The 21,715-nt window shown below is 73.9% G+C and carries 24 protein-coding genes; 18 read left to right on the top strand and 6 right to left on the bottom strand.

Annotated features, from left to right (window positions below):
* Positions 1–671, top strand: a 671-nt coding sequence (locus IEZ20_RS21505; protein ID WP_444545260.1) for a glutamine amidotransferase-related protein, incomplete at its 5' end; no start/stop codon positions are given.
* 98 nt (positions 672–769) lie between these two features.
* On the opposite strand, the gene IEZ20_RS21510 is transcribed toward IEZ20_RS21505, so the two are convergent.
* From IEZ20_RS21510 to IEZ20_RS21525, 4 genes are all read right to left on the bottom strand, one after another.
* Complete coding sequence (locus IEZ20_RS21510; protein ID WP_189301207.1) at positions 770–1,225, bottom strand: peptidoglycan-binding domain-containing protein; 456 nt, start codon at positions 1,223–1,225, stop codon at positions 770–772.
* A gap of 176 nt (positions 1,226–1,401) precedes the next feature.
* Positions 1,402–2,004: an Rv1733c family protein gene (locus tag IEZ20_RS21515; RefSeq protein ID WP_189301209.1), complete on the bottom strand. Its 603-nt coding sequence runs from the start codon at positions 2,002–2,004 to the stop codon at positions 1,402–1,404.
* Between the two features lie 153 nt (positions 2,005–2,157).
* Entirely contained in the window at positions 2,158–2,967 is an 810-nt protein-coding gene (locus tag IEZ20_RS21520; protein WP_189301211.1) for a TIGR03943 family putative permease subunit, read from the bottom strand.
* Positions 2,964–4,001, bottom strand: a complete 1,038-nt coding sequence (locus tag IEZ20_RS21525) for a permease (protein ID WP_189301213.1) — start codon at positions 3,999–4,001, stop codon at positions 2,964–2,966. Before IEZ20_RS21525 ends, IEZ20_RS21520 begins: the two co-directional genes overlap by 4 nt.
* 282 nt (positions 4,002–4,283) lie before the next feature.
* Between IEZ20_RS21525 and IEZ20_RS21530 the strand changes: the two genes are divergently transcribed.
* From IEZ20_RS21530 to IEZ20_RS21550, 4 genes are all read left to right on the top strand, one after another.
* The gene (locus tag IEZ20_RS21530) at positions 4,284–5,099 is read left to right on the top strand and encodes a serine hydrolase (protein WP_189301215.1); all 816 of its coding nucleotides are present in this window, start codon (positions 4,284–4,286) and stop codon (positions 5,097–5,099) included.
* A 176-nt stretch (positions 5,100–5,275) separates the two neighbouring features.
* Positions 5,276–5,506 (top strand): response regulator transcription factor, encoded by a 231-nt coding sequence (locus tag IEZ20_RS21535; protein ID WP_059247198.1) that lies wholly within the window; start codon positions 5,276–5,278, stop codon positions 5,504–5,506.
* Between the two features lie 76 nt (positions 5,507–5,582).
* On the top strand, positions 5,583–5,996 hold the full coding sequence (locus IEZ20_RS21540) for an SRPBCC family protein (RefSeq protein ID WP_189301218.1): 414 nt from the start codon (positions 5,583–5,585) through the stop codon (positions 5,994–5,996).
* A 1-nt stretch (position 5,997) separates the two neighbouring features.
* A complete protein-coding gene (locus IEZ20_RS21550; RefSeq protein WP_229896177.1) occupies positions 5,998–7,200 on the top strand; it encodes a class I mannose-6-phosphate isomerase in 1,203 nt (400 codons plus the stop codon).
* Between the two features lie 54 nt (positions 7,201–7,254).
* On the opposite strand, the gene IEZ20_RS21555 is transcribed toward IEZ20_RS21550, so the two are convergent.
* A complete protein-coding gene (locus IEZ20_RS21555; RefSeq protein WP_189301675.1) occupies positions 7,255–8,793 on the bottom strand; it encodes a hypothetical protein in 1,539 nt (512 codons plus the stop codon).
* Between the two features lie 264 nt (positions 8,794–9,057).
* On the opposite strand from IEZ20_RS21555, the gene IEZ20_RS21560 reads away from it, so the two are divergent.
* The 3 genes from IEZ20_RS21560 (at position 9,058) to IEZ20_RS21570 (ending at position 12,073) form a co-directional block, all read left to right on the top strand.
* Complete coding sequence (locus IEZ20_RS21560; RefSeq protein ID WP_189301220.1) at positions 9,058–10,161, top strand: aromatic acid exporter family protein; 1,104 nt, start codon at positions 9,058–9,060, stop codon at positions 10,159–10,161.
* Complete coding sequence (locus IEZ20_RS21565) at positions 10,158–11,396, top strand: PP2C family protein-serine/threonine phosphatase (RefSeq protein WP_189301222.1); 1,239 nt, start codon at positions 10,158–10,160, stop codon at positions 11,394–11,396. Before IEZ20_RS21560 ends, IEZ20_RS21565 begins: the two co-directional genes overlap by 4 nt.
* Before the next feature lie 98 nt (positions 11,397–11,494).
* Positions 11,495–12,073, top strand: coding sequence for a hypothetical protein (locus IEZ20_RS21570; protein ID WP_189301225.1), 579 nt, complete (start codon positions 11,495–11,497; stop codon positions 12,071–12,073).
* Between the two features lie 249 nt (positions 12,074–12,322).
* Here the strand turns inward: IEZ20_RS21570 and IEZ20_RS21575 are convergent, their stop codons facing one another.
* Positions 12,323–13,285, bottom strand: a complete 963-nt coding sequence (locus IEZ20_RS21575) for a GlxA family transcriptional regulator (protein WP_189301227.1) — start codon at positions 13,283–13,285, stop codon at positions 12,323–12,325.
* Between the two features lie 146 nt (positions 13,286–13,431).
* Between IEZ20_RS21575 and IEZ20_RS21580 the strand changes: the two genes are divergently transcribed.
* The 10 genes from IEZ20_RS21580 to hypA all read left to right on the top strand — a co-directional run bounded on the left by IEZ20_RS21580 (position 13,432) and on the right by hypA (position 21,703).
* Positions 13,432–14,328, top strand: coding sequence for an NAD-dependent epimerase/dehydratase family protein (locus tag IEZ20_RS21580; RefSeq protein WP_189301229.1), 897 nt, complete (start codon positions 13,432–13,434; stop codon positions 14,326–14,328).
* Between the two features lie 229 nt (positions 14,329–14,557).
* Complete coding sequence (locus IEZ20_RS21585) at positions 14,558–16,159, top strand: hypothetical protein (RefSeq protein ID WP_189301232.1); 1,602 nt, start codon at positions 14,558–14,560, stop codon at positions 16,157–16,159.
* A complete protein-coding gene (locus IEZ20_RS21590) occupies positions 16,146–16,691 on the top strand; it encodes a hemerythrin domain-containing protein (protein WP_189301233.1) in 546 nt (181 codons plus the stop codon). Before IEZ20_RS21585 ends, IEZ20_RS21590 begins: the two co-directional genes overlap by 14 nt.
* Positions 16,688–17,779, top strand: a complete 1,092-nt coding sequence (locus tag IEZ20_RS21595) for an NADH-quinone oxidoreductase subunit B family protein (protein ID WP_189301235.1) — start codon at positions 16,688–16,690, stop codon at positions 17,777–17,779. The genes IEZ20_RS21590 and IEZ20_RS21595 overlap by 4 nt, the downstream gene beginning before the upstream one ends.
* 49 nt (positions 17,780–17,828) lie before the next feature.
* Complete coding sequence (locus tag IEZ20_RS21600) at positions 17,829–19,628, top strand: nickel-dependent hydrogenase large subunit (protein ID WP_189301237.1); 1,800 nt, start codon at positions 17,829–17,831, stop codon at positions 19,626–19,628.
* Entirely contained in the window at positions 19,621–20,163 is a 543-nt protein-coding gene (locus IEZ20_RS21605; protein ID WP_189301239.1) for a NifU-related iron-sulfur-binding protein, read from the top strand. The genes IEZ20_RS21600 and IEZ20_RS21605 overlap by 8 nt, the downstream gene beginning before the upstream one ends.
* Positions 20,160–20,750: a DUF5947 family protein gene (locus tag IEZ20_RS21610; RefSeq protein WP_189301241.1), complete on the top strand. Its 591-nt coding sequence runs from the start codon at positions 20,160–20,162 to the stop codon at positions 20,748–20,750. The genes IEZ20_RS21605 and IEZ20_RS21610 overlap by 4 nt, the downstream gene beginning before the upstream one ends.
* 97 nt (positions 20,751–20,847) lie before the next feature.
* A complete protein-coding gene (locus IEZ20_RS21615) occupies positions 20,848–21,054 on the top strand; it encodes a hypothetical protein (protein ID WP_189301243.1) in 207 nt (68 codons plus the stop codon).
* 151 nt (positions 21,055–21,205) lie between these two features.
* Positions 21,206–21,340: a hypothetical protein gene (locus IEZ20_RS40420; RefSeq protein WP_256464647.1), complete on the top strand. Its 135-nt coding sequence runs from the start codon at positions 21,206–21,208 to the stop codon at positions 21,338–21,340.
* 6 nt (positions 21,341–21,346) lie between these two features.
* Positions 21,347–21,703 carry a hydrogenase maturation nickel metallochaperone HypA gene (gene hypA / locus IEZ20_RS21620; RefSeq protein ID WP_189301245.1) on the top strand — a complete coding sequence of 119 codons (357 nt, stop codon included), beginning with the start codon at positions 21,347–21,349 and terminating at the stop codon, positions 21,701–21,703.
* Positions 21,704–21,715 lie beyond the last annotated feature (12 nt).

Consider the following 21,715-nt stretch of genomic DNA (forward strand, 5'->3'; position numbering starts at 1 on the left):
AGATCAAGTGGGTGACCTCCGACGACTGCAAGACCCCGGCCGGTGCCCAGGCCCAGCTCGCGGACGTGGACGGCATCTGCATCCCCGGCGGGTTCGGCGACCGCGGCGTGCTGGGCAAGGTCGGCGCGATCCGCTACGCCCGGGAGAACAGGATCCCGCTGCTGGGGCTCTGCCTGGGCCTGCAGTGCATCGTGATCGAGGCCGCCCGGAACCTGGCGGACATCCCGGACGCGAACTCCACCGAGTTCGACCCGGGCACCGCCCACCCGGTGATCTCCACCATGGCCGAGCAGCTGGACATCGTGGCCGGCGAGGGCGACATGGGCGGGACGATGCGCCTGGGCATGTACCCGGCCAAGCTCGCCGAGGGCTCCATCGTCCGCGAGGTCTACGACGGCAAGGAGTACGTCGAGGAACGCCACCGGCACCGCTACGAGGTCAACAACGCCTACCGCGCGGAACTGGAGAAGAAGGCCGGCATCGTCTTCTCCGGCACCTCCCCCGACGGCACCTTGATCGAGTACCTCGAATACCCGCGGGACCTCCACCCCTACCTGGTCGGCACCCAGGCGCACCCGGAGCTGCGCTCCCGGCCGACCCGCCCGAACCCGCTCTTCGCCGGGCTGGTCCGCGCCGCCCTGGCCCGCGCCGCGGCCGGCCGGACCCGCTGACCGTCACCGACCGGCGCGCCGCATGCCGGACGGCCCGCCCGGAGCCCTCCCCCACAGCGGGGCGGAAGGTGCTCCGGACGGGCCGCCGGGCCGCCGCCTCAGTGGGCGTTGGCGAACCGCTTGAACGCGGCCTTCGTCCCGGCGCCGGCGATCCCGTCGATGGCACCGCGGTAGCCGTAGCTGTCCTTCAGGAGACGCTGGAGCCCCTTGATCGTGCCCTTGCCGACGACGCCGTCGATCGGGCCGGTGTAGCCCCAGTACTTCTTCAGGCAGCGCTGGAAGGCCTTCCAGCTGTTGGTGCCGAGCTTGCCGTCGATGGATCCCCGGTAGTTCCAGTACGTCTTCAGCCAGCGCTGGACCTTCTTCGCCTGGGTGGCGTTCAGGCCCAGGTTGTTCACCGCCTGCGGGGTGACGGCCTCGCTGACCGCCGCCGGCTGGGCCGCCGCGGGCGCGGGCGCGGCGAAGCTGGTGCCCGCGGCCGCGAGGCTGCCCGCGGCCAGCGCCACGGTGGTCGCGGCTGCGAGCAGGGTCCTGCTGAAGATGTTGGTCCGCATGTCTTTCCCCCTGGTTGACGAGTGCCTGTCGGCACGCCATACAAGCTACGTGCCGGGGCACGGCACGTCGCCAACCCGGGAGTTGATGCCCGGCTCCACCGGCCGCGGTAGCTCCGGGCCGGTGTACAACCTCCGCGGTAGGTCCAAGGGGGGCGCGCGCCGATCGCCGTGCGCCGTCAGCCCCTGCCTCCGCTGAGGTTCCCCCACCGGGGCCCGATCTGCTTCCACTCCTCGTCCCACTCGGCCATGCGCCGCCGGATGAGCCGGCCGCGGACCAGCCATCCCGCGCCCCAGACCAGCGCGCCGGCCGCCGGGGCGACGAGGACGCCGGTGAGCGCCGACTGGAGGCCGGCCGCCGCACCGGTGACGGGGGCGGGCACGACGCGGTCCGTCTGGTTCGTCCATACCGTGAGGTGGGTTCCGGCGGGGGCGCCGGGGTAGACCTTCGCCCGGTCGGTGTGGACCGAGCCGTCCGAGCCCGTCCAGCGCACGGCCGCCCACACCCGCCCGTCGTCGTAGCCCGTGCCCGCGGCCGGGGTCCGCGCCGCGTCGTCGGTGAGCACGGCGGACACGGGGTGCAGCCGGGCCTGCCGCGCCGTGAACGCCGCGTCGGAGGTCCGGGCCGCCACCATGCCCGCGAACACCCCGGCGACCAGGGCCAGCACCCAGCCGGCGAGGACGATCCAGGCCTCGACGACATCGCTGTGCCGCCGGAGCGGGTTGCGCCGCCATCGCCACAGCCGCACCCGGGTGACCGTCATGGGGGGTGTCCGTGTCATCGTCACCGCCTCCTCTCGCACACCGGCGGCCCGAAGCCGGGGCGGCCCCCGCGGCCTCCCGGACCCGGGACGCCCGCGCGAGGGTCATGACACCATCCTGCACCTCTGCGCGCCGGACGTCCGCTGCCGGGCGTGGCCGTTGTCCGGAAGGTCCTAGGACGGCGTGAGCGGGAGGTCGTCGGTGTAGGCGTTCACCGGCGGGGCGACCGGCCGGGCGTCCCGGACGTCGAGGGCCGCCTCCGCTGTCCTGGTGCCGAGGGTGCCGCGCGGGTGCCAGGTGCCGGTCACCGCCAGCCAGGTGTCGGCGGGCGGTGCCTCGGAGCCGTAGACCCGCACCTTGACCGTCTGCGAGTCCGCCGCGCAGCAGGAGAAGATGATGCGGGTCAGGTACCAGCCGCCGTCCTCGCCGGCCGGGGTGACGAAGCCCGTCAGCCGGACGGCGCGGTTCTTGATGGCCCGGCCGCGGTCCTGCTGGACCCGCTTGGTGAAGTCGGTCAGGGTCAGCGGCAGGGGTGAGGTCGCGGGCAGCGGCGCGAAACCCTTCTGCACGGCGACGGGCTTGTCGTTCGAACGGGCGGCGGTGTAGGCGCCGAGCGCCGGCGGGGCGTGCAGGAGCAGGCTGAGCGCGGGGAGGAACAGCAGCCAGGCGATGCGCGGGGCGCCGGAGTGGTCGTGGCCGTGCGCGTCCCGGACTTGGTCGTGGCCGTGCGCGTCTCCGACGTGGTCGTGGCCGTGCGCGTCTCCGACGTGGTCGTGGCCGTGCGCGTCTTCGGGGTCCTCCGGGGCAGGGCGACGGGTGACCGCCGCCGCCAGGCCGAGGAGCAGCAGGACCACCCCGGAGGCGATCAGCAGGGGACGCAGTCCGGCCTTGACGTAGCGCAGGTAGATGTCGGTGAAGAGGGCCGTGTGCAGCAGGCCGGCGCCGGTCAGGGCCAGCAGCAGGGTCTGGACGGGGCGTTTCACAGCAGCACGCCTCCGGTCAGGACGCTGACGGCGACCGCCACGACGGTGGTCGCCGTGGAGAACCGCCAGGCGAAGGCGCGGCCGAAGGTCCCGGCCTGCAGCGCGATGAGCTTCACGTCGACCATCGGGCCGACCACGAGGAACGCGAGCCGCGCGGTCGGCGAGAAGCCGGTGAGGGAGGCCGCGACGAACGCGTCCGCCTCCGAGCAGACGGCGAGCAGCACGGCGAGGCCGGCCAGGAAGAGCACCGACAGCCAGGGTGAGCCGGAGAAGGTGTCGAGGACGGAGCGCGGGACGGCGATGTTGAAGGTGGCGGCGGCCATGGCGCCGAGCACGAGGAAGCCGCCGGCGTGCAGGAAGTCGTGCTGGAAGCCCAGCCGGAACTCGGTCCAGCGGCTGTGGCCGTGCCGGTGGCCGGTGTGCCGGTGGCGCAGCAGGGGGCGCAGCCACTCCTCCTTGCCGAGCCAGAGCCAGAGCCAGCCCATCAGGGCCGCCGTGGCGAGGGAGGCGACGAGCCGGGCGGCGACCATCGCGGGGCTGCCGGGGAAGGCGACGGCGGTGGCCGTGAGGACGACGGGGTTGACCGCCGGGGCGGAGAGCAGGAAGGCGAAGGCGGCGGCCGGGGTGACGCCCCGGCGGATCAGGCTGCTCGCGACGGGGACGGAGGCGCACTCGCAGCCCGGCAGGATCGCACCGGCGGCGCCGGCGACCGGTACGGCGAGGGCCGGCCGCTTCGGCAGCACCCTGGTGAACAGGTCGGCCGGCACGAACGCGTTGATGGCGCCGGACAGGGCGGTGCCGAGGAGCAGGAACGGCAGCGCCTGGACGGTGATGGCCAGGCAGACGGTGTGCCAGGCCTGGACGGCGGGATGGTGCAGCCACGCGGTGCCGGCGAGGAGGAGCACGGCCGTGGCACCGGCCGTGAGCGCGAGGGCGGCGCCGAGCGGCCGGGGCCGGACACGGCGTACGGGCGGACCGAGGGCCACGGTGGCCGCGCCCTCCGCCACACCCACCAGTTCATCCGTTTTTTCCATCATCGCTCCGGATGTCGGTGTCTGGCCGACGATAGGCGAGGAGGGCGGCCCGGCCGTGCGTACACGCCGCCGCGGGGGCGAGCCGGGCGGCACAATGCACCCCATCGGGGCGCGCCGAAGGCTCCCGCACGACGCTTCGGCGACTCCCCGGCCTCGCTCCGGCACCCCCGCCCCCTCACCGCCCCCACCCCTCGGTGGCTCTTCTCACATTCGGGGCGATTCAGGGACGAAGGTGACCGGTGCCACGTCGCCGGGAGCGCGCGGTGGCTACGTTCGTGACCCATGTCGTTCCACCGCTCCCGCACCGCGCGGACCAAGTCCGGCGCCCTGCTGGCCTCGGCCGCGGCCCTGTTCTCCGCCGGCCTGCTGCACCCGTCGCCGGCGACGGCCGCCACCGCACCCTCCGCACACGCCCCGACGCACGCCACGGCGGCCGTGCTCGACCTGGACGGCACCGGCCGTACCCCGGTGATCCACGGCGAGGACGGGGCGTACGACACCGCCAGCATCGTCAAGGTCGACATCCTCGCGGCACTGCTGCTCCAGGCGCAGGACGAGGGGCGGCAGCTCACCGCGGCTGAACGGAAGCGGGCCGAGCCGATGATCCGGCGCAGCGACAACGCGGCCGCCAACGCCCTGTGGCGGCAGATCGGAGGCGCGTCCGGGCTGGCGGCGGCCAACCAGCGCCTGGGACTGACGTCGACGACGGGCGGCCCCGGCGCCAAGTGGGGCCTGACCCGGACGACCGCGAGCGACCAGATCCGGCTGCTGCGGGCCGTCTTCGACACGGGCGGCACGGTGCGCAGGGGCACCGGCGGCCTGGACGCGCACTCCCGCGCCTACCTCCGCACCCTGATGGGTCAGGTCGTGGCGGAACAGCGCTGGGGCGTCTCCGCGGCCGGCGCCACCGGCTCCCGGCAGGCACTGAAGAACGGCTGGCTGCAGCGCAACACCACGGGTCTCTGGGACGTCAACAGCGTCGGTGAGATCACCGTCAGGGGCCACCGGTACCTCGTGGCGGTCCTGACGAACGGCAGCGCGTCCATGGGCGACGGTGTGGCCCTGGTGGAGCGGACGGCTCGCGCGGCGGTGGCGTAGGGGAGCCTCCGGCGGAGCGGCGGCTCCTTGGGCGCCCCACACCGTTTCCCCGCCCCTGTGACGCGCCTGTGACAGTTGGCGGACAGCCTCATGAAGTCCGGCGAGCAGTCTGGAGAAACAAGGGCAAATCGCCCTAAACGGACAGCTCCCTCAGCCGTTCCGCCGGAGGAATCACCATGAGCGCCACTCTCGCCCCGTCGCCCACCGAAGCCCCCGCCCCCGCGCTGGCTCCGCGCGAGCGGGAGACGCTCCGGCACATCGCCGCCGGCCGTACCTACCTGCAGACCGCCCGCCACATGGGACTGTCCACCCACACCGTGGACGCCTACCTGCGCCGCATCCGCGCCAAGTTCAACATCACCAACACCGCCGAGCTGACCCGCATGGCCATCGCCCTGGGTCTGTGACCGCCGGGGCTTTTCGGCCGCCGAGGAAGGGGCACGCGGTCGGGGTACGACTTCCGACCCGAGGAGCGGTACCGCGATGGCCGAGTACGAACGTTCCCGCACGATGCCCGCACAGCCCGAGCAGGTCTTCGACCAGGCGGCCAACACCGCCCAGCTCGACGCCTGGCTCCCGGGCGAACTGCACGTAGACGTCCAGGACCCGCCCGCCGTGACCGTCCACGAGGACCGGTCCGGCGAGGACATGCCGGCACTGCTGCGAGCGGAGCCCGACCAGATGCGCCTGGAGTGGGGCACCCGCGAGCAGGGCAGCTACGCCGGCTGGCTCCAGGTGGCCGGCATCGGCAGCGGAGCCAGCGAGGTGACCGTGCACCTGTCCTTCTTCGACGAGGGCCACGACCCGGGCGAGCGAGCGGTGTGCGACGCCCTGGACGGCAGCCTGCGCCGGCTGGAGGAACAGGTGCGGATACGGGTCGACAACCCGGCCGGCTGACATGGCGCACCCGGCGGACTGGTACCCGCTGCGCCTGAGCACCCCCGTCAAACAGCACGTCTTCGGCGGCCGGACCCTGGCCGACCGGCTGGGCCGGACGGGACTGCCCGACGGCCCGGTCGCCGAGACCTGGGAGGTCAGCGACGTCGACGGGGAGGGCGCCACGGTGACCGAGGGCCCGCTGGCCGGGCGGTCCCTGCGCGAGCTGCTGGCGCACGACCCCCACGGCCTGCTCGGCGACCACCCACCCGGGCCCCCCGCGCCCCGCTCTTCCCACCCGCCCGGGCCCCGCTCTTCCCACCCGCCCGGGCCCCGCTCTTCCCACCCGCCCGGGCCCCGCTCTTCCCACCCGCCCGGGCCCCGCTCTTCCCACCCGCCCGGGCCCCGCTTCCCACTGCTCACCAAGTTCATCGACGGCACGCACGCGCTGCCCGTGCACCTGCACGCCGACGACGCCACCGCCCGGCGCCTGGAGGGCGAGCCGAACGGCAAGACCGAGGCCTGGCACGTGCTGGACGCCGTACCCGGCGCCACCGCGCTGGTCGGGGTGCGGCCCGGCACCGACCGGAAGCGGCTTCGGCGGGCGCTGCTCGCGCAGGACTTCGACGCGGTCATGCGCCGGCTGCCGGTCCGCGCCGGGCAGACCGTGTACGTGCCGGGCGGGACCCTGCACAGTTTCGGGCCCGGCACCCTGGTGTACGAGATCGAGCAGACGTCCGACATCCAGCAGCACGCCATGCCCTGGCGGATGGAGGACGGCGCGCCGCTGGACGAGCGGGAGCGGGCGGCGAACATCGAACGGCTGCTGGAGGAGTGGCGGCCGGAGCCCCGGCCGGAGTTCCAGCCGGGGCTGAGCGTCCCCGTCGAGGACTCGGTGGTGCGCACGGTGCTGTGCGCGGGGCCGTACTTCGCCCTGGAACGCTGGACCGCCGGCCGGTCCGCCCGCATCTCCCGCGCGTTCACCACGGCGCAGGTCCTCAGCAACGCGGGCGCCCCGGTGACCGTCGCCTGCAACGGCTGGACCGGCCGGCTCGACCGGGCACGGACCCTGCTGCTGCCCGCCGCACTCGGTGAGGTGCGGGTGGCCGGGCCCGCCGATGTCCTGTTCGGTTACGTCCCGGACCTCGAGGACGACATCCGGGCCCCGCTGACCGCCGCGGGACACGGACCGGCCGTGATCGCCGCCCTCGGCGAGGGCCTCTGAGCACGGCGCCCAGACGCCGGTCCGGTCCCGGCTCCGCCGCTGTGCGGCCTGCGGTCAGTACCCGGTCCCCAGCTTCTGCGTCGTGTAGGCGCACTCCGTGTAGATGTAGCCGGACCTGAGCCGGGCGGTGTCCGAGGCCGGGGTGGCGGTGCTGCCGCCTTTCGTCCTGTGGACGAAGTACGTGGTGCCGACGGGCAGGCTGATGGTGCGCTGCGGGTAGTGCCTGCTGCTGTCGTTGCAGGGTTTGAAGCCCGAGAAGACGGTGTCCGCGAGGGTGTACGCCTTGCAGCCGCGGCAGCCCTTGAGCGTGAGACTGCCGGTGACCGGGCCGGTGTACAGGACGGTGATGTCGTCCGGGCTGTCGTTCTTCACCGTGACGGAGATGCTGCCGCCGGAGGCCGTGGTGGGCAGCTTCCTGCCCGCCGCGGGGAGGGTCTGGGCGATCTCGGCGGCTATGGCGATCTTCTCGGCGCGGGCCCGGTTCCGGTCGTGGCGGTGACCGGCGGCGAACTGCTCCATGGTCTTCTGCGCGGCCTGGAAGTCGCCGTCCTCGTACTGGTCGACACCGCAGGCGTACGCGCCGGCGTCGCCGCTGCGCCCGGCCCTGCCCGCGGCCCTCGCCAGCCTGCCGTCCGTGTCACCGGCCGAGCGGGCCAGGTCGCCGATCCGGGTGCCGAGGCCCCGCAACTGCTCGACGGCGGTGCAGGGTTCGTCGCCGCCGACGGCCCGTTCCGCCTTCCCCACCGCGGCGTCGACCGCGGGCACCACCCTGGCCGCCGCCGCGGACCGCGGGAAGGTGTCCAGCAGGTCGCCGAAGCGGGTGACCCAGTCCGTCCGGCCGCCTGCCAGCTGCCGGGCACCGCACTCGTACAGGGCGTTCGCGAGCCGGTCGTCGGGCCAGCCGGCCAGCGACCCCAGCTGCTCCTTCGGCATCGTGTCCGGCACGGTGCGCAGGTACGTCAGCGGCTCCACGGCAGCGCAGTAGTCGCGGTGGCCGTAGGCCGCGCCGACCGTCGTGTAGTAGGTGCGCAGGCTGGCGGGGACGCGGTGTGCCGCGCGGGAGCCGGCGTGGTGGACGGCGATGTCGCGGTAGACCTCCAGGGCGGTGCCGTAGTCCGCCCGGGCGGAGCCGAACGGCCGCCGGCCGCTCGTGGCCACCAGGTCGTCGGCGCGTTCCAGGCGGCCGAGCAGGGCCTGCTCCACGGCCTCGTCGTGGGCGTCCTCGTACCAGAGGGCGCCGCCGGCCGGTACGGCGAGCAGCAGCACGCCCAGCAGCAGGGCGAGGGGCGCTCGGCCCGGCCAGGCAGGCCGGGCGCGCAGGCCGGCGAACGCGCCGTGGACGGCGGTCACCAGCAGGAACGCGGCACAGCCGGCGAGCAGGGCCGCGGGAACGCCGTCGGCGTCCGCGGGAAGCGCGACGAGCAGCAGCACGGCGGTCGCCGTCCAGCAGACGGCGGCGAGCACCCAGCGGCGCAGGAGTGCGTAACCGAGGCCGAGACCGCTCAGGTTGAGCAGGGCGATCGCGACGGCCCGCACGGCGTCCGGCGGCGCGGGCGGCGGCCCGGCGGGTCTCGGCGGCGGACTCGGCGGCATGGGCGGCAGCGGCGGCCCGCCGTATGCCTGGTTCGGACCGTACGGACCTCCGGACATGATGGCTCCCCCCGGTCAACTACGCCCGCATGTCTGTGGGTTGGCAGTGTACGGGCGGAGGCACGTACCCGACAGAGGTACACAGGACCACTGTTTCCTACACAACCTTTATTTGCCATGCGCCCCATTTGTCCGATTATCCTGGGCGGCCGTGCCGGGCCGACCGAGCGGCCCGCGGATCCCGACGAGGAAGGGGGCGAGGACAGCATGCGCGGCGCACGGTGGCCCGCTCTGCCGGCGCGGATGCGACGGATCGCCCGGACCGACGGCGCCGGGGCCGCCCGGGCGACCGTGGCCGCCGGGCTGACCTGGCAGACCTGTACGGCGCTGCTGCACACGTCCGCCCCGTACGCGGGGGCCGTGGCGGCGCTGCTCATCGTCGAGACGACGGTGGTGCGCACGGTCTCCGCGGCCCTGCGCTACGGCGCGGGCTGTCTGCTCGGCGTGGTCATCGCCGTACCCGGTGCCCTGTACGTCCGGCCCGGCATGGCGGGTCTGGCCCTGGTCGTCTTCGCGTCCCTGCTGCCGGCCCGGCACGGCTTCCTCGGGCACCACGGCATCCACCTGCCGACGACCGCGCTGATCACGTTCGCCCTGGTGCGCGGCCACCACCCCGGTGAGCTGCTCTCCCACCTGGGGGAGATCGTGCTGGGCATCGCCTTCGGCCTGGCGTGCAGCGCGCTGCTGCTCCCCGCCGTGCGGGTACGGTCCGCCGAGCGGGCACTGGAGGAGCTGCGGGCGCTGGTCGCCCGGTATCTCGACGGGCTGGCCGACACGGTCGTGGCCCGGCGGCCCCGGGACGTGCTCGGTCCCGGCTGGGAGCGGGACCTCGACACGGCGCTGGAGCGCGCCCGCACGGCCGTGGACGAGGCGCACGAGAGCATGCGCTTCAACGTGCGGCCCGTCGCCCGGCGCCGCCGCTGGCACCTGGACCGCCGGGTGCTGCGGACCCTGTCCGACGTGGCGCGCGAGCTGGCCGCCCAGGGCCGGCTCCTCGACGCGGACCCCGGCGCCGCCGCTCCCGGAACCCGCTTCGCCCAGCCGTACGCCCGGCTGCTGCGCACGACCGCGCTGTGCGCCTACTCCTGCCGGGGCGGCCGGCCGCACCCCGCCCTGCCCGCCACCCGGCAGGCCCTGCACCGGCTCGGCCCGGCCGGCTGCGATCCCCCGGCCGCCGGTACCGAGGCCGGCCGCCTGCTCCGGCACCTGGAGTCGGCCCTGTCCTGCCTGTCGGCCCCGGCCCCCGCCCCTCCCGCCCGCACCACCCGCCGCCGGGCACGCAGCCCGCTACGGCCCCCCACGCGACGATGACCCAGCACACCACGTCCGAGCACACCGCCCCTCAGCCCGCCACCCCCGCGAGCGCCGGTCCCCGGCGACCGGCCCGGACCCCGCGCGGCCGCCTCGCCGGAGCCCGTCCGCTGCCGGCGGCGGCCCCGGTCCTGCTGATGGCCGTGGTCGCCGTGACCGATCTGCTCACCCCCGACTGGCTGCACGTCTCCCCGGTCATGGCCGCCGTGCCCGTGCTGGCCTCGGTGCTGCTCCCGCTGTGGGCCACCGCGTCCCTCGCCTGCGCCGCGCTGGCAGTGACCGCCCTGCTCCAGGCGGACGCGGGCCAGTGCGGGCATCCGGACTCCGACGTCGTGCTGTTCAGCCTGTTCGTGGTCGGGCTGACCTCGATGGCCGCCTGTTCGCTGCGCGGGCGCCGGGAACGCCAGTTGCAGCAGGTCCGCTCGGTCGCGGAGACGGCACAGCGGGCGCTGATGCACCCCCTCCCCCACCGGCTCGGCCCGCTGGCGCTGCGCGGGGTGTACCTGCCCGCCGAGTCGGAGGCGAGGATCGGCGGCGACTTCTACGAGGCACTGCACACGCCGTACGGCAACCGGGTCCTGATCGGCGACGTCCGGGGCAAGGGGCTGCCTGCCGTCGGCGCGTCCGCCGCCCTGCTCGGCGCGTTCCGGGAACTGGCCTTCCAGGAGCGGTCGTTGACCCGGGTCGCCGAGCGGCTGGACGAGCGGGCGCGGCGGCAGATCGCCGCCGTGGACGCGCTCGTCGGCGAGGAACGGCCGGACGCGTCCGGGTCGCTGTTCACCGAGCGGTTCGCGACCGCGCTCCTGGTGGAGTTCCCGCCCGGCGAGCCCGTGGCCCGCCTCGTGCACTGCGGGCACCCCGAGCCGTTCCTCGTCCGCGCCGGGCAGGTGCACGGCCTGCTCCCCGACCGGCCCGGCGCCCCGCTCGGACTCGGCGACCTGCTGGAGACGGAACCGGCCGCGCAGAACGTGCCGTTCGGCCCGGGCGACCGGCTGCTGCTCTACACGGACGGGTTCATCGAGGCCCGGGACCGGCGGGGCCGCTTCCTCGACCTGACCGCGCACGTCGAGGCGCACGCCGGCCGGCCCCTGGAGGCGATGGTCGCCGGTCTGCGCCGGGACCTCCTCCGGCATGTGCACGGCGACCTCGGGGACGACGCGGCGCTGGTGGCGCTGGAGCGGCTGTCCGAGGACCCGGAGCCACCGGGACCCGGCCACCGGCACCCCGGTCCGTGAACGGTCCCCTTTCGGACCGTTTTCCCGTCCCCCGTCCGGCCGGGCACCGGGTCGCCGATGATGGGCGGGACGCAGCCGGCGAGGGGAGGGAGACGGCCGTGGGGTGGACGACCGAGGAGTTCGGGGAGGCCCACGAGGGCATCGTGGGAGCCGTCCTGGCCGACGGCAGTGAGCCCAAGCCCGCGTACGTCGACGTCGGCAGCGGCGCCGAGACGTACCGGACCTGCGAGTGGTGGGCGTACGACGGCCGGATGAGCCGGCCGCGGGCGACGGCGGTGCGCGCCTCGTGCAGCTGCGGCTGGCGCGGGCCGAGCAGCCCCCTCGACTGGGACGAGCTGGACCGGGACGGTCTGGAGGAGCTGGACGTCTCGGGGCCGCGCCGGGACTGGAGCGAGCACATCCGGACGGTGGAGCGGCGGACGGTGCCGCTGCCGGACGAGCTGGCCCACCTGCTGGCCGCCCTGGAGGACAAGCTGTTCGCGCTGGCCGAGGACGCGCCGGCCGCCGCGCTGCGGGCCGTCACCGCACTGGACCGGCTGACCCGGCGGGCCGGACGGGAAGCGGCCTGCCTGATCGAGGAGGACGGCGAGCAGCGCTGGGAGGACCTCGGCCGGGCCCTCGGCGTCGACGCCCACCGGGCCCGGTCCCTGGTGACCCGCTATCTGCTGCCGCACTGAACCACGCCGTCACCGGCGCGCCGCCGGCGTGAGCGCCGGGGCCGCGACCGCCCGCGCCACCGATGGTCCTGCCGCGCTCGCGGGCGGACTCCCGGACCCCGGCCTGCGTACGGCGGGGTCCGGCACGTCGAGCGCCCCGGCGAGTCGGGGCACGCGGTGAACGCGGGCGGCGCGGTGCCGGACGGCCGCCTCGGCGCTGCCGGTCCGGCCCGGGGAGCCCGCGGGGCGCCGCAGGCGGACACCAGCCGGTCACCGACCCGTCTGCACACGCGGTCGGTGGGCGAAGGCGCTGCGGTACGCGGCCGGGGTCATGCCGATCTGACGGCTCAGGTGCTGGCGGAGCGACTCGCCGGAGCCGAGGCCGCTGCGGCGGGCCACGTGGTCGACGGTGAGGTCGGTCGTCTCCAGCAGCTCGCGGGCCCGCAGCAGGCGCTGCTGAAGCAGCCACTGGAACGGGGTCACGCCGGTCTCGGTGGTGAAGCGGCGGGTCAGGGTCCGCACACTGACCTTGGCCCGACCGGCCAGGTCGTGGAGGGAGATCGGCTGGTCCAGGTGTTGCAGTGCCCAGATGCGGGCCGCGTCCAACGAGGAGTCGGTCTCGGCCGGTAGCGGGGTCTGCACGAACTGCGCCTGCCCGCCGTGGCGCACGGGGGTGACGACGGCGGCGCGGGCCGCCGCGTTGGCCACGGCCGCGCCGTGGTCGGAGCTGATCAGGTGGAGGCACAGGTCGATCCCGGCGGCCGAGCCCGCACCGGTGATGATCGGTCCGTCCTCGGCGAACAGCCGGTCGGCGTCCACGCGCACCGAGGGGAAGGCGCGCTGCAGTTCCTCGGCCAGGGCCCAGTGAGTGGTGGCGGTACGGCCGTCGAGGAGCCCGGCCTGCGCGAGGACGAAGGCGCCGCTGCAGATCGAGGCGACGCGCTTGCCCGCGGCGACCGCCTCCCGCAGGGCGTCCAGTGCGGCCGGTTCGGCGTCGTGCCGGCTGGCCGTCGAGGGGACGATCACCGTGTCCGCGGCCGCGACCGCCTGAAGGCCGTGCCGGATCACCACCTCGATGCCACCGGAGGCGGCGACCGTACCGGGCGTGGCGGTGCACACCGTCACCTCGTAGCCGGGGCGTCCCGCGAGTTCGGCGGCGCCGAGCAACGTCGACGGCATGGAGAGGTCGAAGGGCTTGACCGCGGGGACGGCCAGAACGGCGACACGATGCATGGCTGGATCCTTGGATCTCGTGGCTTTCAGGCCAGTGACCCTACCGTGCGTCCGCACGGCAGAGTGGGGCGAGCGGTCGGGCCCCCGCGCACCACGCCTCCCCGGTAGGGGCGGCGTTCCATTCCTACGGACAGCGGAGACACGTCATGGCTGAATCAGTCGTCATCGGGGCAGGCGCGACAGGGGTCGCGACCGCCAGGCAACTGGCCGACGGCGGCAAGCGGGTACGCCTCATCACCCGCGGCGGCGGTGGCCCCGACCACCCCGGCATCGAAAGGATCGCCCTGGACGCCGGCCGCACCGACGAGCTGGCCGAGGCACTGGCCGGGGCGACCACGGTCTTCAACGCCGCCATGACCGCCTACCAGACCTGGCCGGAGACCCTGCCGCCGTTGTTCGCCTCGATCCTCGCCGCGACCGAGCGGGCCGGGGCCGACTACGTGATGCTCGGCAACCATTACGGCTATCAGCAGACCACCGGGCCGGTCACCGAGCGCACCCCGATGGCCCCGGACACCCGGAAGGGCCGGGTGAGGGCCGAGCTGTGGCGGCAGGCCAAGGACGCCCATGACGAAGGGCGGCTGCGGGTCACCGAAGTGCGGGCCGGCCAGTACCTGGGCCCCGGAGCGGTCTCGGCGTTCACGCTGCTGGTCGCGCCCCGGGTCCGCGAGGGCGAACTGGCTCTGGTCCACGGCAACCCCGACGCGGCGCACTCGTTCTCGTACACCGAGGACGTCGCGGCGGCGCTGGTGGCGGTCAGCGGTGACGAGCGGTCCTGGGGACGGGCCTGGCACGCCCCGGTCATCACCACGACCCAGCGCCAGGCCGCGACGGTCGTCGCCGAACTCCACGGAGCGCCCGAACCGCGCCTGGAGCCGCTCACCGAACGGGATCTGGCGCTGCTGTCCTTCACCGATCCACTGTGGCGGGAGTTCGCCGAGATGAGCTACATGTCCGAGCGTCCGTTCCTCGTGGACGACAGCGACGTCCGCGACACCTTCGGGCTGCGGCCCGCGACGCTCCGCGAAGCGCTGGCGGCCTGATGCCGCGCTGGGCGGGCCGGATCTCCCGGCCCGCCCGAACAGCGCGGTCAGGCAGGGGCGGGGCCGGCGAAGCAGCCGCAGGTGAAGATCGTGCGCACCGTCCTTCATGGTGCGAGCGGTGGGGCCCCTTCCCCTGTCCGGCCCAATGACGGTGCGCCGGGGAAGCGGGCCGGCGTGAGGAGTGTGACCGTGGGGAGAGGTCGGCGGACACGAGCGGCGAGGAGCGGGCATGGCGAACGGAGTCGGCGAGGGCTGTGCGCAGCTGAGCGCCGTGGCGGACGCCGTGCTGTACGAGGGCTATCTGCTCTACCCGTATCGCCGTTCCTCGGCGAAGAACCGGGTCCGCTGGCAGTTCGGGGTGTTGCTCCCGCGGAACTGGGTGGAGCGGGACGGACCGGTCAAGCCCGGTGTCTCCGGCTCCGCCGACTCCTGGTACCAGCGGACCGAGTGCCTGGTGCGGGCCCGGCACGCCGGCGCGGCGCTGCGGGTGCGGGTGCGGTACCTGCAACTGCAGCACAAGCAGGTGGAGACGGCCGACACCGACGGAGGGCATCGCCCGGTCGAGTCGCTGCGGACGGCGGACGGGGTCACCCACCTGTCGTTCGAGGAGGCGGTGCCCCGCGAGACCGAGGTGGTGGTCCCGCTCGCCGAGCTGGTGCGGGGCGGGCGGACCGCCGTCGTGGGGGCGCCGGCCGGCACGGAGTACGAACCGCTTCCGTCGGGGGCGGGGCGCATCGTGCGCCGGCGCCGGCAGGTCCGGGCGCAGACCTCGGTCGTGGCCGAGCCGCTCGGTCCGGGGCTGTACCGGCTGCGGGTGCGCACCGAGAACACCGCCGACGGGGCCGACCCGGGGGCGCCGCGCGCCGCGGTGCTGGGGCAGGCGCTGCTCGCCACGCACACCCTCCTCGAAGGCGACGGAGCGGAGTTCGTGTCGCTGATCGATCCGCCCGCGGGCCTCGCCGAGCAGGCGCGCGGCTGCCGCAACGCGTTCACGTTCCCCGTGCTCGGCGGGGCATCGCCGGACCCGGCGAGCGACGACGGGGCGACCGGCCCGCTGCTGCTGTCGGCGCCGATCATCCTGCCGGACCACCCTCAGGTGGCGCCGGAGAGCCCGGGCGATCTGCACGACGCGGCGGAGATCGACGAGATCCTCACGCTGCGCACGATGCTGCTGACCGACGAGGAGAAGGCGGAGGCCCGGGCCACCGATCCACGGGCCGCGCGGATCCTCGACCGGGTGGAGACCATGCCCCGGGAGGTCTTCGCCCGGCTGCACGGCGCCATCCGCTCCCTGACCCCCGCGCAGGGCGCTGTCCCGACCCCGGCACAGAGCCCGGCCGGCCCGACACCGGCACAGAGCCCCGCTGCCCCGACCCCGGCACAGGGCACCGCCACCCTGCCCCCCGCACCGAGCCCCGCCACCGGGCGGCCCGTCTGGTGGCAGGAGGGCGGCGACGACGGGCTGTCCCCGTCGACCGACACCGTGCTGGTGGACGGGGTGCCCGTGGGCGGCGGCAGCCGGGTGCTGCTGTGTCCGCGCGGCCGGGGCGCCGACGCCCAGGACATGTTCCTGGACGGGCGGACCGCACGGGTGGCCGCGGTCCTTCCCGACGTGGACGGCGGCGTCCACCTGGCCGTCACCGTGGACGACGATCCCGCCGCCGAACTCCACGGCTGGTACGGCAGGTTCCACTACTTCCGGCCCGACGAGGTCGCACCGCTCGGCGGGGCCGAGACACCGGGTCCGGCCCAACCACCCCGGCCGCAGTCCCCGCGGCCCGCGCGTCCGGCCGACCGGCCGGAGGAGGGACGGTTCGATGGATGCCCTTGAGATGCTGGCGCACGACCACCGCATGGTCGAGCAGCTGTTCCGCGACTACCACGCGGCAGCCTCCGACCGGCAGCGGCGCGGCGTCGCCGAGCTGCTGGTCCGTGAGCTGTCCAAGCACGCCGCGCTGGAGGAGATGCTCGTCTACCCGCTGGCAAGGAAGGTACTCCCGGACGGCGAACAGGAGGTGGACGAGCATCTGAGCGAGCACCTGGCGGTGAAGAAGACCCTCCTCGAACTGGACCGGCTCGGTGCGGGCGACCCGCGCGCCGACGAACTCGTGGACCAGCTGCGCCGGGAGGTCGAGGAGCACATCCGCGAGGAGGAGGCCGTGATGATGCCCCGGCTGCGCGAGGCCGTCTCCCGGCAGGAACTGGACGAGCTGGGCCGGTCCATCGCCCGGGCCAGGCAGGGCGCACCGACCCGGCCGCACCCGAACGCCCCCGAGAAGCCCCCGGCCCTGAGCCTGGCGGCCCCGCTGGCCGCGGCATACGACCGACTCCGAGACCGACTGCAGCGGAGGCCCACGACATGACCACACAGAGCGGTACCACCGAGGTGAGCCGTGAACCCGGCCGGACCGAGGCGCGCGGAGACGGGCTGGAGGAAATCTACATCCTGTGGATCTCGGAAGGCATGAGCTGCGACGGGGACACCGTCTCGCTGACCGCCGCCGGCCAGCCCTCCATCGAGGACGTGGTGCTCGGGCTGATCCCCGGTCTGCCGAAGGTGAACCTCGTCAACAAGGTCCTCTCCCCGAGCCTGGGCGGCGAGGACTTCCTGGCCCCCTACCGGGCGGCCGCCCGCGGCGATCTGTCGCCGTTCATCCTCGTCATCGAGGGTTCCATCCCGAACCAGAACATCATCGAGGGCGACGGCTACTGGACGTCGTTCGGCAACGACCCGGAGACCGGGGAGCCGCAGACCCTGAACTGGTGGATCGACCAGCTCGCGCCGAAGGCCTGGGCGGTGGTGGCCGCCGGAACGTGCGCGGCGTACGGCGGCATCCACGCGATGGCGGGCAACCCGACCGGCTGCATGGGCCTCGCCGACTACCTCGGCTGGGACTTCAGGTCCCAGGGCGCCCTGCCCGTGGTGAACGTACCCGGCTGCCCCATCCAGCCGGAGAACTTCATGGAGACCCTGATCTGGGTGCTCTACCACGCGGCCGGAGCCGCGCCGCCGCCCCCGCTGGACCACATGCTGCGTCCGCAGTGGCTGTTCGGCAAGACCGTGCACGAGGGCTGCGACCGGGCGGCGTACTACGAGCAGGCCGACTTCGCCAAGGACTACAACTCCCCCAAGTGCCTGGTGAAGTCCGGGTGCTGGGGACCGGTGGTCAACTGCAACGTGCCCAAGCGGGGCTGGATGGCCGGGATCGGCGGCTGCCCGAACGTCGGCGGTATCTGCATCGGCTGCACCATGCCCGGTTTCCCGGACGCGTTCATGCCGTTCATGGACGAGCCGACCGGCGGAGCCCTGTCGGCGATGCTGATCAAGCCGTACGGCGCCGTCATCCGCCGGCTGCGCGGACTGACCAGCGTCGCCGTCAACCGCGAACCCAAGTGGCACCACAACGGCCCGGAACTGACCACCGGTTACGACCCGTACTGGCGTGCCTGAACGGCACCCGAGCGACCGTGCGTACAAGGAACGAGGGGCAGGAAACGACATGACGACAACCGAGGACCGGCGCCGGGCCCCGGGGCGCAAGCCCGCGCAGATCGTGGACATGTCCTGGGACCCGATCACCCGGATCATCGGCAACCTCGGCATCTACACGAAGATCGACTTCGCCAACCAGGAAGTGGTGGAGTGCCGCAGCACCTCCTCGCTCTTCCGCGGCTACTCGGTCTTCATGAAGGGCAAGGACCCGCGCGACGCCGGGTTCATCACGTCCCGGATCTGCGGCATCTGCGGCGACAACCACACCACGTGCTCCAACTACGCCCAGCAGATGGCCTACGGCGTCAAGCCGCCGAAGCTGGCCGAGCACATCACCAACCTCGGCGAGGCCGCCGAGTACATGTTCGACCACACGATCTTCCAGGACAACCTGGTGTTCGTGGACTTCTGCGAGGCGATGGTCAAGGCCACCAACCCCGGTGTGCTGGCCCGCGCCGAACGCACGGACGCGCCGCGCGGAGACATCCACGGCTACCGGACCATCGCCGACATCATGAAGGCGTTCAACCCCTTCGAGGGCGAGGTCTACAAGGAGGCGCTGAAGGTCTCCCGGGTCACCCGGGAGATGTTCTGCCTGATGGAGGGGCGGCACGTGCACCCCTCCACGCTCTACCCGGGCGGTGTCGGCACGATGCCGCAGCCCAACACCTTCACCGACTACCTCAGCCGCCTCATCCATGTCATCGACTTCGTCAAGAAGGCGGTGGCGATGAACGACGACGTCTTCGACTTCTTCTACGAGGCCCTGCCCGGCTACGAGGAGGTCGGCAGGCGCCGGGTCCTGCTCGGCTGCTGGGGCGCCTTCCAGAACCCGGACGTCGTGGACTACCGGTACGCGACGATGAACGAGTGGGGCCGGGCGATGTACGTGACCCCCGGCATCGTGGTCGACGGCAAGCTGGTCACCAACGACCTGGTCGACATCAACCTCGGTCTGCGCATCATGCTGGGCAGCTCCTACTACGAGGACTGGGTGAACGAGGAACCCTTCGTCACCCACGACCCCCTCGGCAACCCCGTCGACATGCGCCACCCGTGGAACCAGACGACCGTCCCGGTGCCGCAGAAACGGGACTTCGACGGCAAGTACAGCTGGGTGATGAGCCCGCGCTGGTACCACCCGGAGACCGGTCAGCACCTCGCCCTGGACACCGGCGGCGGGCCGCTGGCCCGGCTGTGGACGACCGCGCTGAGCGGCCTGGTCGACACCCCGTACGTCAAGGCCACCGGCAGCAGCGTGCGCATCTCCCTGCCCAAGGGCGACACGCTGCCGGAGACGACCCTGGAGTGGCACATCCCGAAGTGGAGCAACACCATCGAACGGGACCGCGCCCGGCCGTACTTCGTCGCCTACGCCGCCGCCATGGCCCTGCAGTTCCTGGAGGAGGCGATGGGGATGCTGCGGGCCGGCGAGACGAAGGTCTTCGAGAACTTCGAGGTACCGGAGGAGGCGATCGGCTGCGGCTTCCACGAGGCGGTGCGCGGCGTCCTCTCCCACCACCTGGTGATCCGGGACAAGAAGATCGCAAACTACCACCCGTACCCGCCCACCCCCTGGAACGCCAGCCCCCGCGACATCTACGGCACCCCGGGCCCCTACGAGGACGCCGTCCAGGGCCAGCCGATCTTCGAGGAGAACGGGCCCGACGACTTCAAGGGCGTCGACATCATGCGGACCGTGCGCAGCTTCGACCCCTGTCTGCCGTGCGGGGTGCACATGTACATGGGCAAGGGGAAGACGCTGACGACGGTGCACTCGCCGACGTACGGGGCGAACCATGGCTGACGCCGGGCGGCTCGCCGACACGGACGTGGAGGGACGGCTGGCGCGGCTGGACGACCTGCTGGGCCGCCTGGAGACCGCGCCCGGACCGATGGGCGCCACGGCCGTCGAGGCGGTACGGGTGCTGACCGAGGTCTACGGCGAGGCGCTGGGCCGGGTCCTCGACCTCGCGGGGCGGCAGCTGGCCGCCCGGCTGGCCGAGGACGAGCTGCTGGACCATCTGCTGGTGCTGCACGGGCTCCACCCCGAACCGGCGCGGCGGCGGGCCGAGCGCGCGGTCGACCGGCTCCGCCCCGCGGTGCGCGAGCGGGGCGGCGACGTGGAGCTGGTCGAGGTCGAGGGACGGGTGGCCCGGGTGCGGGTGAGCGAGGCCGGTGGCTGCGGGGCCGGCTGCGGCGGCGGGCCCACGGTCGCGGACGCGGTACGGGAGGCGGTGCTCACCGCCGCACCGGAGCTGACCGAGGTCGAACAGCTGCCCACGCCGGCGCCACCGGCCTTCGTACCGCTGGACTCGCTGCTGGTGCGGGAGGCCCGGTGAGCGTCGACGGGGCGCTGGCCCGGGTCATCCGCTCGGCCGCCGCCGACCGGGACGGCGGCGAGCGGTGCGACCTGTGCGCGGAGCCCGTACCGGAGGAACACCGCCATCTGTACGCCGCCGAGCGCGAGGAGCTGCTGTGCGCCTGCGGCGCGTGCACGGTGCTGTTCACCGGGGACGGCGCGGGCGGCGGGCGGTACCTGCTGGTGCCGAGGCGGCGGGTACGCCTGGAGCCGGTGGACACCGGGCCGCTCGGGGTGCCGGTGGGCCTGGTCTTCTTCGTGCCGCACACCGACGGCACGGTCACGGCGCAGGGGCCGAGCCCCGCCGGGGCGATGCGCTGGGAGGTCGACGCGGCCCGCTGGGCCCGGATGCGCGCCGTGTGCCCCCCGCTGGTGACCATGGCACCGGAGGTGGAGGCTCTGTTGGTGAACACCGTGCGGGGCCTGGACCACCACTGGATCGTGCCGGTGGACGACTGCTTCCGCATGGTCGCGCTGGTCCGCCGGGAGTGGCGGGGCCTCGCCGGAGGCGGCCGGGTGTGGCCGGCCGTCGAGCGGTTCTTCGAGGAGCTGACCGAGCGGTCGTGAGGACGGGAGGCCGTGAGAGCGGCGATGAGCCGGCGTGAGGACCTGACACGAGGACCTGACGTGAGGACCCGACGTGAGGACCTGAGAGGAGATCCAGATGAGCACCATCCGAGTGGGCCGCCCCCACGTGAAACCCGACACGCCCGGGCACGTGTTCGGGCTGCACCAGGGCAACAAGGGCCCCGCCAAGCACCAGGCCGGACACCACAGGGACGGCACGTCCGACGCGCGCCGTTCCACCGGGATCCACTGGAAGCGGCACGACGCCATCATGAAGATCATGCCGAACATCTCGCCGGGATGAGAGCGGGTCGAGCGCGATGAGCGGAATGAGCTGCAGGCGGAACAGGCGGAACAGGCGGAAACGGAGAGGTACCGGGATGAGGCTGTACCGAGCAGGAGCGTCAGGCGCTGCCGCGGCGGCCCGGATGCGGGCCGGGAGGACGGCTCGGCGGGTGCTGGTCGCCGAGGCCGCCGTGGTGGGCGGCCTGGCGCTCGCGCTGTTCGTCCGGGAGATCCCCGGCATCCGGCGCGAGGTGCGCATCTGGCGCATGATCAACGTGCGCTCCGGCGCCCAGCGCCCGCACTGAACCGGCGTGCACGAGCTGTCGATCGCGACCGCGATCGTGGAGCAGGCGGCGGAGATCGCCCGCGCGGACGGCGCGGACGGCGTGTCGTCGGTGACGGTCAGGGTCGGCGAGCTGGCCGGTGTCGTCCCGGATGCGCTGCACTTCGCGTTCGAGGTGGCCCGCGACGGCACGGCCCTGGCCACGGCCCGGCTGGTCGTGGAGGAGGTGCCGGCGCGGGCCTGGTGCGGCGGGTGTGCCGAGGAGTTCGCGGTCGGCATGCCGCCGTTCTTCTGGTGCCCGCGCTGCGACCGGCCGTCGCAGGAGCTGCGCGGCGGACGGGAGTTGGAGATCACGGGGGTCGAGCCGGCCCCGGCCCCGGCCTGACGGCGGGGCCGG

The organism is Streptomyces cinerochromogenes, from assembly GCF_014648635.1.
In the GTDB taxonomy this organism is placed as follows: domain Bacteria; phylum Actinomycetota; class Actinomycetes; order Streptomycetales; family Streptomycetaceae; genus Streptomyces; species Streptomyces cinerochromogenes.

Coding starts and splice junctions, on each gene's coding strand:
- IEZ20_RS21510 (WP_189301207.1), bottom strand. CDS start 1,225: ATGCGGACCAACATCTTCAGCAGGACCCTGCTCGCAGCCGCGACCACC.
- IEZ20_RS21515 (WP_189301209.1), bottom strand. CDS start 2,004: ATGACACGGACACCCCCCATGACGGTCACCCGGGTGCGGCTGTGGCGA.
- IEZ20_RS21525 (WP_189301213.1), bottom strand. CDS start 4,001: ATGGAAAAAACGGATGAACTGGTGGGTGTGGCGGAGGGCGCGGCCACC.
- IEZ20_RS21530 (WP_189301215.1), top strand. CDS start 4,284: ATGTCGTTCCACCGCTCCCGCACCGCGCGGACCAAGTCCGGCGCCCTG.
- IEZ20_RS21535 (WP_059247198.1), top strand. CDS start 5,276: ATGAGCGCCACTCTCGCCCCGTCGCCCACCGAAGCCCCCGCCCCCGCG.
- IEZ20_RS21540 (WP_189301218.1), top strand. CDS start 5,583: ATGGCCGAGTACGAACGTTCCCGCACGATGCCCGCACAGCCCGAGCAG.
- IEZ20_RS21550 (WP_229896177.1), top strand. CDS start 5,998: ATGGCGCACCCGGCGGACTGGTACCCGCTGCGCCTGAGCACCCCCGTC.
- IEZ20_RS21555 (WP_189301675.1), bottom strand. CDS start 8,793: ATGCCGCCGAGTCCGCCGCCGAGACCCGCCGGGCCGCCGCCCGCGCCG.
- IEZ20_RS21560 (WP_189301220.1), top strand. CDS start 9,058: ATGCGCGGCGCACGGTGGCCCGCTCTGCCGGCGCGGATGCGACGGATC.
- IEZ20_RS21565 (WP_189301222.1), top strand. CDS start 10,158: ATGACCCAGCACACCACGTCCGAGCACACCGCCCCTCAGCCCGCCACC.
- IEZ20_RS21575 (WP_189301227.1), bottom strand. CDS start 13,285: ATGCATCGTGTCGCCGTTCTGGCCGTCCCCGCGGTCAAGCCCTTCGAC.
- IEZ20_RS21580 (WP_189301229.1), top strand. CDS start 13,432: ATGGCTGAATCAGTCGTCATCGGGGCAGGCGCGACAGGGGTCGCGACC.
- IEZ20_RS21585 (WP_189301232.1), top strand. CDS start 14,558: ATGGCGAACGGAGTCGGCGAGGGCTGTGCGCAGCTGAGCGCCGTGGCG.
- IEZ20_RS21590 (WP_189301233.1), top strand. CDS start 16,146: ATGGATGCCCTTGAGATGCTGGCGCACGACCACCGCATGGTCGAGCAG.
- IEZ20_RS21595 (WP_189301235.1), top strand. CDS start 16,688: ATGACCACACAGAGCGGTACCACCGAGGTGAGCCGTGAACCCGGCCGG.
- IEZ20_RS21600 (WP_189301237.1), top strand. CDS start 17,829: ATGACGACAACCGAGGACCGGCGCCGGGCCCCGGGGCGCAAGCCCGCG.
- IEZ20_RS21605 (WP_189301239.1), top strand. CDS start 19,621: ATGGCTGACGCCGGGCGGCTCGCCGACACGGACGTGGAGGGACGGCTG.
- IEZ20_RS21615 (WP_189301243.1), top strand. CDS start 20,848: ATGAGCACCATCCGAGTGGGCCGCCCCCACGTGAAACCCGACACGCCC.